The sequence below is a fragment of the Streptomyces sp. Ag109_G2-15 genome (genome assembly GCF_900215565.1).
Taxonomy (GTDB): domain Bacteria; phylum Actinomycetota; class Actinomycetes; order Streptomycetales; family Streptomycetaceae; genus Streptomyces; species Streptomyces diastatochromogenes.
In genome coordinates, this window is record NZ_OCNI01000001.1 from 4,130,868 (window position 1) to 4,143,432 (window position 12,565).

The window sequence follows — 12,565 nt, forward strand, 5'->3', positions numbered from 1 at the left end:
GGCGCACCGCCCACACGAGAGTGGCGGGTCCATGGCTCCCTGGGACCCGCCGCTCTCGCGTGCGTCGTGCGTGCGCGTCGTTCACAACGTGGTCGGGACCCGCTCGCTCTCCGGCGCGGTCTCGGCCGGCGGCGCGACGGTGCGCGGCCTCGGTGGTAGGGGCACCGTCATCGCGACGAGCAGCCCCAGCGCGAGCGCGGCCAGGGCGATGACGGTGACCCCGATGCCCGAACTCGTCTGGGACAGCAGCAGCATGGCGAGCGTCGAGAAGATCACGGTGCACGAACCGTAGGCGAGCTGTGCGGCGGTCGGACGAGGCATGGCAATCGTGTCCTCGGAAGAAAGGTGGGGGCGCCATTCGACTCTCTTCGCGTGCATGCCCGAGCCGGACGCGTGGTAAGCGTGACCTAACCCACGGTACCGGTGCACGGGGGGCGCACAGAGTCATGGGGTCCGGCAAGTGGGCAGGCTCACGCGCCCGTTGTCCGACATACGGACGTGTTCGTAAAGCGAACGTCTGCTCCGCATAGTGCACTTGTCCTGCTCAAGTCAAGATCTGTCTTTTCTTCTAAACCTCTAGTCAAATGTCGTCACTTGATTACACGCGTTGATCATGCGTGCACGGACCCTTCCATGACCGAGGATCCCCCTGTCCGTGTGCGCGGCGCGGGGGAGGAACTCAAGTGACCAGCAGACCCTGGACGTTCAGAGCTGCCGCCATCGGTGTGGCCCTCGCCGCGGCCTCCGCCGGCTTCGCGACGTTCGCCGTCGCCGAGGCGAGCACCACGGCCCGCCCGGCTGCCGTGAACCGGCATGACCCGGCCCCGGTGAAGCAGCAGAAGCACGACCTCGACGGCCCGCTGAGCAAGACGCAGAAGGCCCAGCGTCAGGAGGCCCTGAACCAGCTCATATCGGGCAAGGCCAAGGCCCAGGAGCGCAACGGCTCGAAGGTCGTCCAGCTCAAGAGCAAGAAGGGCCACGGCAAGTACGTCGAGCTGAGCCGCGAGAAGACCGACAAGATCTTCACCATCCTGGTGGAGTTCGGGGACCAGACCGACCCCAAGTTCGGCGGCACTCCCGGCCCGCTGCACAACACGATCGCCGCGCCGGACCGCAAGAAGGACAACTCGACAGCCTGGCAGAAGGACTACAACCAGAAGCACTACCAGGACCTCTACTTCGGCACCGGCAAGAAGACCGAGTCGCTGAAGAAGTACTACGAGAAGCAGTCCTCGGGCCGCTACTCCGTCGACGGTGAGGTCTCGGACTGGGTCAAGGTCCCCTACAACGAGGCCCGTTACGGCAACAACGCCTGCGGCTCCACCAACTGCCCGAGCGTGTGGAACGTCGTCAGCGACGGCCTGAACGCCTGGGTCGCCCAGCAGAAGGCGGCCGGCAAGTCCGACGCCGCCATCAAGGCGGACCTGGCCAAGTACGACCAGTGGGACCGCTACGACTACGACGGCGACGGCAACTTCAACGAGCCCGACGGCTACGTCGACCACTTCCAGATCGTGCACGCCGGTGAGGACGAGTCCGCGGGCGGCGGCGCCCAGGGCAAGGACGCGATCTGGGCCCACCGCTGGTACGCCTTCGGCACCGACGCCGGCGCCACCGGCCCCGCGGGCAACAAGCTCGGCGGTGCGCAGGTCGGCGACACCGGTGTCTGGGTCGGCGACTACACCATCCAGCCGGAGAACGGCGGCCTCGGCGTCTTCGCCCACGAGTACGGCCACGACCTCGGCCTGCCGGACGAGTACGACACCGACGGCGGCGACAACTCCACCGGCTTCTGGACCCTGATGTCCTCCGGTTCCTGGCTCGGCACCGGCAAGAAGTCCATCGGCGACCTGCCCGGCGACATGAACGCCTGGGACAAGCTGCAGCTGGGCTGGCTGAACTACGACTCCGCCAAGGCCGGCAAGCAGTCCACGCACAAGCTGGGTCTCGCCGAGTACAACACCTGGGACAAGCAGGCCCTCGTGGTGACGCTGCCGGACAAGGCCGTCAAGACCACGATCACCCAGCCCGCCGAGGGTTCGACCCAGTGGTGGAGCGGCAGCGGCAACGACCTGAAGAACACGCTGACCCGTTCCGTGGACCTCAGCGGCAAGTCGTCGGCGAAGCTGGACCTGGACGGCTGGTGGGCCATCGAGGACGGCTACGACTACCTGTACGCCGAGGTGTCCACCGACGGCGGCGCCAACTGGACCGCCCTGGACGGTACGGCGGACGGCCAGGCCGTTCCGCGCGACGGCAGCGGCAAGCCGGCCCTCACCGGCTTCTCGCAGACGCACAAGAAGCTGTCGTACTCCCTCGACGCCTACGCGGGCAAGAAGATCGACCTGCGCTTCCGCTACGCCACCGACGGCGGTGTCGCGGAACTGGGCTTCGCGGCCGACCAGATCACCGTGACCGCCGACGGCACGCCGGTCTTCTCGGACAACGCCGAGGCGGAGGACGCCGCTTGGACCGCGGCCGGCTTCTCCCGCGCCGGCGCGTCCTTCACCAAGGACTACAAGCAGTACTACATCGCCGAGAACCGCCAGTACGTGTCGTACGACAAGACCCTCAAGGTCGGCCCGTACAACTTCGGCTTCGCGTCGCGTCCGGACTGGGTGGAGCACTACCCGTACCAGAACGGCCTGCTGATCTGGAAGTGGGACACCTCCCAGGCGGACAACAACACGAACGACGACGGCGGCCACCCGGGCACCGGTCTGATCCTGCCGATCGACGCGCACCCGAAGGCGCTGAAGTGGACCGACGGCACGCTGGTGCGCAACCGCATCCAGGCCTACGACTCCCCGTTCAGCCTGTACGGCACCGACGGCATCACGCTGCACAAGGCCGACGTCGCGCTGAAGATCAAGGGCTCGAAGGGTGTCTCGGTCTTCAACGACCACACCAGCACCTACTACGACCCGTCGAACCCGACGGGCGGCGTGAAGGTCACTGACACCAACACCAAGATCACGATCGTCAAGGAGGCCAAGGACGGCTCGACGATCTCGCTCAAGGTCGGTCCCGCGGTGAAGTAGTTCTTAAAACCGCAGGTCAGACGCGCATCGGCGGCAACCCCTTGGCGGGTTGCCGCCGATCGTGTTTAGGTGCGTCCTGTGGACCGCTTATTGACACCGACCGAAACGGGGATGTGACCGCATGGCCGCAGGAGGCTTCTGCAAGCTGCCGAACGGCACGGTGGTGGTGGCGCTGAACCTGCCCAGTCCGGCCGGTGGCCAGGCCGGGGTGCGGGTGCTCGTGCACGCCCAGAACCGGGCCCGTGCCCTGACCCGACTGCGCAACCTGGGGTTGCGTGCGGTGTACCTGCGGGGCAACGCGGAGCCTCCCACGCCGGACGAGGTCACGGCGGTGCTGCACCATCCCGACGGCCTGATATGGCGCACGGCCCCGGACAACGGTGTCACCGTGACCGAGCTGTGGCATCCGATCAGGGCCCTGCTGCGCCGGCCGGCCGCGCAGGCCTGACTCCTCGCCCCCGCCGCCCCTCCCGCCGGGTACAGGGCGGTTCAAGCACAGCCCAAGAAAGTCCCAACAGGTACCGAACGTTTCGGGTCCCCCCACCGTCTCAGTAGCGATGGTGTCGTCGAGGAGAACGCATGGGGGGACCGTGCCGGCGGAGGACGAAGACCTGCTCAGCCCTGCACAGGTGCGCCGCGTGACGGCGGTCCTGGCGCTGGGCGGCGTACCGCGCGAGGACCGCGCCGACGGGGTTCAGCAGGTGCGGCTCCGGCTGATCGAGCGGCTGGCCCGCGGTGCGGAGGCACCCCGGGACCTGGGCGCCTGGGCGGTCGTCGTCGCCTCGAACCACGCGGTCGACTGGCACCGCAGCCGCAACCGGCAGGAGCTGGTCAGCGAGCGGCTGCGGACCATGGGCGAGTGGCGCCGGACCGTGCCGGGACCGGAGACGGAGCTGCTCACCCTGGCCGTCGCCGAGGGCCTGGACGCGCTGCCGACGCTCCAGCGGCAGGCGCTGGTGCTGCGGTACTACGCCGACCTGACCGTGCCCCAGATGGCCGAGGTCCTGGCGGTACCGGTCGGCACGGTCAAGAGCCGCCTGCACGCGGCCGGCCGGGCGATGAAGGCACGTCTGGAGACCGATGCGGCGGTGGAGGCGCGATGAACGACGGCTCGTGGGGCGACAGGGACACCGAGGACCTCGTGGCGGAGCGCCTGAAGTTCATCGGGGCACTCCTGGAAGAGGACACGGAGGTCGTGGGGGACACGGAGGGCGCGGCGGAGGCGGCGAAGTCCGAGGCCCCTGCGGCGGCGGTCGACGGCCCGTCCCCGGGGCCGGGCGGGAGGCCCGTAGCGGCGCGTGTCCGCCGGTCCCGGACGGCGCTCGTGGCGGTCCTCGGCCTCGCGGCGGTTGTGGCCGGGGTGGTCCTCACCGCCGTCTGGGCGCCCTGGTCCGCGGACTCGGACGCGGAGGCGAAGCCCGACCAGTCGGGCATCGTTTCCTGCGCGAAGCTCATCGTCGAGGGCACGGTGGCCGGTACCGACGCCGCCGGGGGCGGCAAGGTCGGCGTCCGGCTGGACGTCCAGCGGTACGTGAAGCCCGGCAAGGGGCCCGACGAGGTCCGGTTCGAGGTGCCGCGCGAGGACGCCGCCGCCTACCGCACCGGCGCCCGGGTTCTGGTGAGCGTCTCGCGGTTCGGCGACGAGGTGCCGCTGCTTTTCACCGGCAGCGAGATCGCTCCCGCCGAGGAATGGATGGCGGCGGAAGTGGACAAGCCGGATGCACCCGCCTGCCCGGGACGTGTCTGACGTTTTTCATCGATATCGCTCCCCTCGCTCCGCTCGCCCTCCTTTTCCCTTCAATTACTTCTTCCTTACCGATCACTTACCTGTTAGCCTTCCCGTGATCACTGGGGAACGGATGTTCTCCCCTGAGTCTGTGGGGGGCTTGGCAAGTGAAAATGGGCTATTTCGTGCGCGCGGCCGCCGTCGCGGCTGCGGCCGGTGCCATGGCGGGAATAATCGCCACTTCATCGGGGTCCGCGCAGGGCGCGCCGACGCACCGGGACGCGAGCCCGGAACGCATTGTGCACGGTCGTGAGAATTTCGATTTCACCACCGTCAATGCCCTGGTGGGCACCTCTCCGGTGATCATCCGGGGCACGGTGCAGAACACCGCCCCGGGCCGGACGGTCGGCTCCGCCGAGGAGGGCGGCACCGACCAGGCGCGCAACGTGACGCTCCGCGTCGACGCGGTCATGAAGAAGGGCGGGGCCACCATCGGCTCCACGCTCACGCTGGAGGAGTGGGGCTGGGACGGCTCCGGCAACGGCTACCAGATGGAGAACCTGACCTGGAGCCAGGTGGGCGACACCGGCTACTACTTCCTGACCAGGGACGCCGTCACCCTGAACTGGCGCTATGTGAGCACCCAGGGCCGGGTGCTGAACAAGGACGGCATCGTCAGGTCCTCGGCCGACCCCGAGGGTCCGCTGTTCCCGCTCATCGACGGACGGACCAACACCGACTTCTACGCCGAGCTGAAGCGCCTGCTCGACCCGGCGAACGCGGGCCAGCTGACGGTCCTGCCGCAGCCCGTGCCGGCGACCGGCGAGCAGCAGAACGACGTTCCGGACAGCGGGCCCACGGAGCCGGTGCCCGACGGCTCGACGAACGACGGCTCCGAGCCGACCCCGTACCCGTCGTCCACCTGAGCCCGGCCGGCTCCCCGAAGGAAGAAGAGAACATCGTGCACACCTCTCGCAGGTCCATGGCCGTGCTCGCGGCGTCCGCGGCCCTGGTGCTCAGCGCGCCGTTCACCGCGTTCGCCAGCCACGACGACGACGGCACCGACCCCGACAACCGCAACCAGGCGATCAAGGGTTTCAACCTGACGGCCAACGGCACGAAGGCGATGAACCACGGCAAGAGCCAGCTGGAACGCAGCGTCATCACCACGTCCTGGGGCGGCGGTGACATCGAGGTCTACGACGGCGACTACGGCGACAGCGGCTGGCACGGACGCACCGACTGCACCGACTGGAACGTGCTGTGGACGTCCTGCGACATCATCCGCGTGCGTCTCAACACCTACCAGTACAAGACCGCCAACCAGTGGCGCAGCCTGGGCTGCCACGAATTCGGGCACACCGCCGACCTCGGCCACCGCAGCAAGAGCAATGACACGGACAACAATTCCTGCATGCGGGTGGAGATCTGGCCCCAGTACTACGACCAGCACGACCTGAACGCCATCAAGGCGGGCACGTGATGGCGAAATTCTGGACCATTGTCGGCGTTGCCGTGGCCGCGGTCGCCGCTTTTCTCGCCGTGTTCGCGCTGCGGTCGGGCGAAAGCGGCCCCGATGTCGAAGCATTCCGGAATTCCAAGGCGCGCCCGGAGTTCTGCAAGGAGGCCGAGCCGCTCGATTTCTCCAGGTCCGCGGAATTGTCGGCGCACCGCCGGGCCCATGTCGTCGAGGACCTGCGTGAGCTGGCCCCGGACGACATCGCGGGGGAGTTCGACCGGCTGATCGAGTGGTACGAGCATCCGAACAAGGAGGAGCGGGACAGGTCCCGGCAGGCCAGCGTCCGGGTCGGTGAGTTCATCGAGCGGAGCTGCGACGAGATCAACCTCGGCGGCATCAGGGGCTGACCGGGTACCGGGCCGGCGCTTTCCCGGGAGGCCCGTTCAGACGACGGGCTTCCCGGTCAGCTCCACGCCCGCCTCACGCAGTTCCTGGAGCGCCGCGGTGGTGGTCTCCTCGCCGACCCCGGCGGTCAGGTCGAGCAGGACATGGGTGCGGAAGCCCTCCTTCACGGCGTCCAGCGCGGTGGCCCGCACGCAGTGGTCCGTGGCGATCCCGACGACGTCCACCTCCACGATCTCCCGGGCACGCAGCCAGTCGGCCAGCGCGACCCCGTTCTCGTCCGCGCCCTCGAAGCCGCTGTACGCCGCCGAGTACGCGCCCTTGTCGAACACCGCGTCCACCGCCCCGGAGGCGACGGCCGGGGCGAAGTTCGGGTGGAAGCCCACCCCCTCCGTGCCCGCGACACAGTGCGCGGGCCAGGAGCGGGCGAAGTCGGGGTTGTCCGCGAAGTGGCCGCCGGGCGCGATGTGGTGGTCCCGGGTGGCGACCACATGGCGGTAGCCGGTACCGCCCGCCTGGCCGATCAGCTCGGTGATCGCGGCGGCCACGTCGGCGCCCCCGGCCACCGCGAGGCTGCCCCCTTCGCAGAAGTCGTTCTGCACATCTACGACGATCAACGCGCGGCGCATGATGGGTGTCCTTCGCCTGAGGGTTAAGTAACTGAGCCTAGAGACTTCGCGGCCGGTTCGGGAGAGGGCATCAAAGGGGGCGGACGACGGTCGCGCTTTAGCTACCCGAGCGCCCCTGGACATACTCCGTCGGAATGACGGGTTCCCCGCGGGAGAGCTGTGTAGCGGACAGCGGCAGGTTGGCCCGTGCCGCGATGTGCCGCTCACGGGGCACGTCGAGCGGCTCCCGGGCGACGACCTCGCCGCCCTTGACCAGCTGCACCAGCAGCTGCCGGTCGGCCAGCTCGGACGGCACCGGCCCGGTCCCGACCACCTCGGCCTCGGCCACCCCCTCCTCGTCCAGCCGGCGCGCCGCCCACTTGCGTCCGCCGACGGAGGTCTTGCCCCCGCTGGCCTTCTTCGCGACCGGTACCAGCGGCGCCGCCGGGTCGGCGGACTCGGCGCGGGCGACCAGCTTGTAGACCATCGAGCAGGTCGGATGCCCGGAGCCGGTCACCAGCTGGGTGCCGACGCCGTACGCGTCCACGGGCGCCGCGGCCAGCGAGGCGATGGCGTACTCGTCCAGGTCGGAGGTCACGACGATCTTCGTGGCGGTCGCGCCCAGCTCGTCCAGCTGCTGCCGCACCCGGTGTGCCACGAGGAGCAGGTCGCCGGAGTCGATGCGGACCGCGCCCAGCTCTGGTCCGGCCACCTCCACCGCCGTACGGACCGCCTCGGCGACGTCGTAGGTGTCGACCAGCAGCGTGGTGCCCCGGCCGAGGGTGGCCACCTGGGCCTGGAAGGCGTCCCGCTCGCGATCGTGCAGCAGGGTGAAGGCGTGCGCGGAGGTGCCGACGGTCGGGATGCCGTACCGGAAGCCGGCCGCGAGGTCGGAGGTGGTCGCGAAGCCGCCGACGTAGGCGGCGCGCGAGGCGGCCACGGCGGCCAGTTCGTGGGTGCGGCGGGCACCCATCTCGATCAGCGGCCGGTCGCCGGCGGCGGAGGCCATCCGGGAGGCGGCGGCCGCGATGGCCGAGTCGTGGTTGAGGATGGAGAGGATCACGGTCTCCAGCAGCACGCACTCGGCGAAGGTGCCCTCGACCCGGATGATCGGCGAGCCGGGGAAGTACACCTCGCCCTCGGGGTAGCCCCAGATGTCGCCGCTGAAGCGGTAGTCGGCGAGCCACTTCGAGGTCTGCTCGTCCACGATCTTCCGCTCCCGCAGGAAGCCGAGGACACCCTCGTCGAAGCGGAAGTTCTCGACCGCGTCCAGGACGCGCCCGGTGCCCGCCACCACGCCGTAGCGTCGCCCGTTCGGCAGCCGCCGGGTGAAGACCTCGAACACACTGCGCCGCTCGGCCGTACCGGCCCGCAGCGCGGCCTGCAGCATCGTCAGCTCGTACTGGTCCGTGAAGAGCGCCGTCGAGGGAACGTCCACCGGCAGCCCAAGGTCCGCTGTGTTCATGGCAACGCATCGTACCCCCATTTCGTCAGTGTGACGATTTATCAGGGGCGTGGCAGCATGGGCTGTGTGACGTCACCCGCGCCCGTAGAGATCGAACGCACCGAGTCGGCGGAGGAGGTCTTCGCCGTACCCGAGCCCGACGTCCCCTGGGTCACGATCGTCCACAACGACCCGGTCAACCTCATGAGCTATGTGACGTACGTCTTCCAGGCGTACTTCGGATATCCGAAGGACAAGGCCACCAAGCTCATGCTTGACGTCCACCACAAGGGCCGGGCGGTCGTCTCCAGCGGCACTCGCGAGGAGATGGAACGCGACGTGCAGGCGATGCACGGCTACGGCCTGTGGGCCACCCTCCAGCAGGACCGGAAGTAGCGAACCTTCTCCATGCCCGGACACTTCGAACCGATCCCCGGCGGCGGCGCGGCTGTCGCCCTCGACGACGTCGAGATCTCCATCATCCGCTCGCTGGCCGTCCAGCTCCTGGAACTCATCGGCCCGGGCCCCGCCGCGGACGCCCCCGCCGACCCGCTGGCCGAGCTGTTCGCCGAGGGACCGAGCGAGCCGCCCGCCGACCCCGTCCTGCGCAGACTCTTCCCGGACGCCTACAGCGACCCGGAGAAGGCACCCGACTCCCCGGCCGACGCCGAGGAGCAGCGGGAGCACTCCGCCGAGTTCCGCCGCTACACCGAGAACGACCTCAGGGCCGGCAAGCGGGACAACGCCCTCGCGGTGATCCGCACCCTGGACGCGCTCTCCCCGGTGGGCGAGGGCGGGGCGGTGCTCAAGCTGTCCCCGGAGGAGTCGCGGCGCTGGCTCGGCGCCCTCAACGACCTGCGCCTGGCGATCGGCGCCCGGCTGGAGATCCTCGACGAGGACGACACCGATCTGCTCTACCGGCTCCCGGACGAGGACCCGCGCAAGCCGATGGTGATGGCGTATCTGTGGCTGGGCGGCCTCCAGGAGACGCTCGTGACAACCCTTTTGCCGTAACCTGTCTAGATTTCGTGTTCGCTCAGAGGACGCTCAAATCCGGATAACGATCGCATCACCGTTGCGGCCTGGTTTGCCGCTTTAGGGCGCTCTTTGTCCGCTTCTCCCTGTGCGATGCGTCACATCGTGCTCCTGTGCTCCATATTGCGGCCGTGATAAATCTTCACGACCGCCCGACCGACACCACCCATGTTCGGCCGGGTGCGCCACCGAGCCGGCGACCGTCGGCCAGGCACGAGCGGGCTCGCGAAACCCGCTCAGCTCCATCAATCCGGGGGGATCGAAACCCGATCCGAGGCCGACGAAAGGCCCGGTTCGGCATGGAGAAAGGCGCACCACGACATGACCTCCGAGAGGGTCAACGACGCCCCGGAAGAGGGGTACGAGCGCGGGCTCGGCAGCCGTCAGGTCCAGATGATCGCGATCGGCGGTGCCATCGGCGTCGGCCTGTTCCTGGGAGCCGGGGCGAACATCGCCAAGGCCGGTCCCAGCCTCATCCTGATGTACGCCCTCGCGGGCGCGATCGTCTTCTTCATCATGCGGGCGCTCGGCGAGCTGCTGCTCTACCGCCCGGTCTCGGGCTCCTTCGCGGAGTACTCCCGCGAGTTCCTCGGCCCGTTCTTCGGCTACTTCACCGGCTGGACGTACTGGCTGATGTGGGTGGTGACCGGCATGGCCGAGCTGACGGCCGCCGCCATCTACGTCAACTACTGGTTCCCGCACATCCCCCAGTGGGTGACGGCCCTCGTCTTCCTGGTGATCCTCTTCGGGGTCAACCTGATCTCCGTGAAGGTCTTCGGAGAGCTGGAGTTCTGGTTCTCCATGGTCAAGGTCACCGCCCTGATCGGCATGATCGTGATCGGCCTCGGCGTCCTCACCTTCGGCTTCAGCTCCGCCGGTGACACGGCGTCGGTCGCGAACCTCTACCAGTTCGACGGCTTCTTCCCCAAGGGCATCGGCTCGTCCCTGATGACCCTGCAGGGCGTCATGTTCGCCTACCTCGCGGTGGAGCTGGTCGGTGTCACGGCCGGCGAGTCGGAGAACCCGGAGAAGACCCTCCCCAAGGCCATCAACACGCTCCCGTGGCGTATCGCCCTCTTCTACGTCGGCGCGCTCACCGTCATCCTGTGCGTGGTGAAGTGGACCGAGTTCGCGCCGGGCGTCTCGCCCTTCGTCGAGGCGTTCGCGAAGATCGGCATCCCGGCGGGCGCGGGCATCGTCAACTTCGTGGTCCTCACCGCCGCCCTCTCCTCCTGCAACTCCGGCATGTACTCGACCGGCCGCATGCTGCGCACCCTGGCCGAGAGCGGAGAGGCCCCGAGGGGCTTCCAGAAGCTGTCCGCCTCCAAGACCCCGGCGCTCGGCATCACCGTCTCCGTCGCCTTCATGGCCATCGGCGTGGTCCTCAACTACATCGTCCCGGAGAAGGCGTTCGGCTACGTCACCTCCGTCGCCACCGCGGCCGGCATCTGGACCTGGCTGATGATCCTGATCAGCCACGTCCTCTACCGCCGCGCGGTCGTCGCGGGCCGGCTGCCCGCCTCCTCCTTCCCGGCGCCGGGCGGCGCGGTGTGCAGCTGGATCGCCATCGTGTTCCTGCTCTTCGTCACCGGTCTGATCGCGTACGACGCCGACTCCCGCGTCTGCCTCTACGTGATGGCCGGCTGGGCCGCCGCCCTCGGCATCGGCTGGGCGGTCCTCAAGGCCCGCAACCCGCAGGTCGCCGAGCGCCGCGAGCCGGAGCTGGAGAAGGTGGGCTGACCTCACCGAAGGACGTCCGGCCTCCGGGAGTACTCGTGGCACCCCCGGCGGCCGCCGCTCAGGACGTCCGGCATATGGGCCACCCCGTACCATCCCTCGGTACGGGGTGGCCCTTCTGCTTATCCTGGCGAGCATGCTGACCATCACCCAGGCCCTCGTCGACCAGATCGTCGCGCACGCGCGCAAGGACCACCCCGACGAGGCGTGCGGCGTCGTTGCGGGCCCGGCCGGTTCGGACCGCCCCGAGCGCTTCATCCCGATGCTGAACGCGGCCATGTCGCCCACGTTCTACGAGTTCGACTCCGGGGACCTCCTCAAGCTCTACCGCGAGATGGACGACCGCGACGAGGAGCCCGTGGTCATCTACCACTCGCACACGGCGACCGAGGCGTACCCGTCCCGCACCGACATCTCGTACGCGAACGAGCCCGGCGCCCACTACGTCCTGGTGTCCACCGCCGACACCGACGGCCTCGGCGACTTCCAGTTCCGCTCGTACCGCATCGTGGAGGGCGAGGTCACGGAGGAGGAGGTCAAGGTCGTGGAGGCCTACTGATCCCGCGATTCGGTCAGAATTCATCCAGCATGCGAGATCACACTCTGGGAGCGGGACCGGGAATCGATACGATGAGCCCATGGTTCTGAACGACGTGAGCGAGAAGGCGCCGGGCACTCTGCTCGTGGCGCGGCTGCACGTCGACCTGTGCCGGCTGAACAGCGCCATCTGTTGACGTTCCCCGCCGCCGTACGGCCGTGAGCCGCGGCGCGCCGCCGCGTGCCCACCCCCACTTCGACGAACCCTTTCCGACAGGAGCCGCAACCATGGCCATCGAGGTCCGCATCCCCACCATCCTCCGCCAGTACACCGACGGTCAGAAGGCGGTGGAGGGCAGCGGTGACACCCTCGCCGACCTGTTCACCGACCTCGAGACCCGGCACGCGGGCATCCACGCCCGCATCGTGGACGAGGGCAAGCTGCGCCGCTTCGTCAACGTCTACCTGAACGACGAGGACGTCCGCTTCCTCGACAACATCAACACCAAGCTGACCGACGGCGACACCGTGACGATCCTGCCGGCCGTCGCCGGCGGCATGGCCTGATCGGCCGCT

At 68.8% G+C, this 12,565-nt stretch carries 16 protein-coding genes; 13 read left to right on the top strand and 3 right to left on the bottom strand.

Going from position 1 to position 12,565, the window contains the following annotated elements; all coding sequences use genetic code 11:
- Positions 1–81: 81 nt before the first annotated feature.
- Positions 82–321 carry a hypothetical protein gene (locus CRP49_RS18505; RefSeq protein ID WP_094217789.1) on the bottom strand — a complete coding sequence of 80 codons (240 nt, stop codon included), beginning with the start codon at positions 319–321 and terminating at the stop codon, positions 82–84.
- 362 nt (positions 322–683) lie between these two features.
- Between CRP49_RS18505 and CRP49_RS18510 the strand changes: the two genes are divergently transcribed.
- From CRP49_RS18510 to CRP49_RS18540, 7 genes are all read left to right on the top strand, one after another.
- On the top strand, positions 684–3,041 hold the full coding sequence (locus CRP49_RS18510; RefSeq protein ID WP_097254368.1) for an immune inhibitor A domain-containing protein: 2,358 nt from the start codon (positions 684–686) through the stop codon (positions 3,039–3,041).
- Between the two features lie 121 nt (positions 3,042–3,162).
- A complete protein-coding gene (locus tag CRP49_RS18515; protein WP_097254369.1) occupies positions 3,163–3,489 on the top strand; it encodes a hypothetical protein in 327 nt (108 codons plus the stop codon).
- Positions 3,490–3,598: 109 nt separating this feature from the next.
- The gene (locus tag CRP49_RS18520; RefSeq protein WP_097254370.1) at positions 3,599–4,144 is read left to right on the top strand and encodes an RNA polymerase sigma factor; all 546 of its coding nucleotides are present in this window, start codon (positions 3,599–3,601) and stop codon (positions 4,142–4,144) included.
- A complete protein-coding gene (locus CRP49_RS18525; RefSeq protein ID WP_097254371.1) occupies positions 4,141–4,788 on the top strand; it encodes a hypothetical protein in 648 nt (215 codons plus the stop codon). Before CRP49_RS18520 ends, CRP49_RS18525 begins: the two co-directional genes overlap by 4 nt.
- Positions 4,789–5,111: 323 nt before the next feature.
- Positions 5,112–5,693: a hypothetical protein gene (locus CRP49_RS18530; RefSeq protein WP_143670006.1), complete on the top strand. Its 582-nt coding sequence runs from the start codon at positions 5,112–5,114 to the stop codon at positions 5,691–5,693.
- Positions 5,694–5,728: 35 nt separating this feature from the next.
- On the top strand, positions 5,729–6,250 hold the full coding sequence (locus CRP49_RS18535; protein WP_143670007.1) for a hypothetical protein: 522 nt from the start codon (positions 5,729–5,731) through the stop codon (positions 6,248–6,250).
- Positions 6,250–6,633 carry a hypothetical protein gene (locus CRP49_RS18540; protein WP_097254374.1) on the top strand — a complete coding sequence of 128 codons (384 nt, stop codon included), beginning with the start codon at positions 6,250–6,252 and terminating at the stop codon, positions 6,631–6,633. Before CRP49_RS18535 ends, CRP49_RS18540 begins: the two co-directional genes overlap by 1 nt.
- A gap of 36 nt (positions 6,634–6,669) precedes the next feature.
- Here CRP49_RS18540 and CRP49_RS18545 read toward each other — a convergent pair whose 3' ends face one another.
- Together CRP49_RS18545 and CRP49_RS18550 are read right to left on the bottom strand one after the other, a co-directional pair.
- On the bottom strand, positions 6,670–7,257 hold the full coding sequence (locus tag CRP49_RS18545; protein ID WP_097254375.1) for an isochorismatase family protein: 588 nt from the start codon (positions 7,255–7,257) through the stop codon (positions 6,670–6,672).
- Positions 7,258–7,354: 97 nt separating this feature from the next.
- On the bottom strand, positions 7,355–8,701 hold the full coding sequence (locus tag CRP49_RS18550) for a nicotinate phosphoribosyltransferase (RefSeq protein ID WP_097254376.1): 1,347 nt from the start codon (positions 8,699–8,701) through the stop codon (positions 7,355–7,357).
- Between the two features lie 57 nt (positions 8,702–8,758).
- Between CRP49_RS18550 and clpS the strand changes: the two genes are divergently transcribed.
- From clpS to CRP49_RS18580, 6 genes are all read left to right on the top strand, one after another.
- On the top strand, positions 8,759–9,076 hold the full coding sequence (gene clpS, locus CRP49_RS18555; protein ID WP_094217794.1) for an ATP-dependent Clp protease adapter ClpS: 318 nt from the start codon (positions 8,759–8,761) through the stop codon (positions 9,074–9,076).
- Positions 9,077–9,088: 12 nt separating this feature from the next.
- Positions 9,089–9,694 carry a DUF2017 domain-containing protein gene (locus CRP49_RS18560; protein WP_097254377.1) on the top strand — a complete coding sequence of 202 codons (606 nt, stop codon included), beginning with the start codon at positions 9,089–9,091 and terminating at the stop codon, positions 9,692–9,694.
- 342 nt (positions 9,695–10,036) lie between these two features.
- Positions 10,037–11,455 carry an amino acid permease gene (locus CRP49_RS18570; protein WP_097254378.1) on the top strand — a complete coding sequence of 473 codons (1,419 nt, stop codon included), beginning with the start codon at positions 10,037–10,039 and terminating at the stop codon, positions 11,453–11,455.
- A 133-nt stretch (positions 11,456–11,588) separates the two neighbouring features.
- On the top strand, positions 11,589–12,011 hold the full coding sequence (locus tag CRP49_RS18575) for a Mov34/MPN/PAD-1 family protein (RefSeq protein WP_097257430.1): 423 nt from the start codon (positions 11,589–11,591) through the stop codon (positions 12,009–12,011).
- Positions 12,012–12,090: 79 nt separating this feature from the next.
- Positions 12,091–12,186 (top strand): putative leader peptide, encoded by a 96-nt coding sequence (locus CRP49_RS49115; protein WP_309550412.1) that lies wholly within the window; start codon positions 12,091–12,093, stop codon positions 12,184–12,186.
- 91 nt (positions 12,187–12,277) lie between these two features.
- Complete coding sequence (locus CRP49_RS18580; RefSeq protein ID WP_094217797.1) at positions 12,278–12,556, top strand: MoaD/ThiS family protein; 279 nt, start codon at positions 12,278–12,280, stop codon at positions 12,554–12,556.
- Positions 12,557–12,565 lie beyond the last annotated feature (9 nt).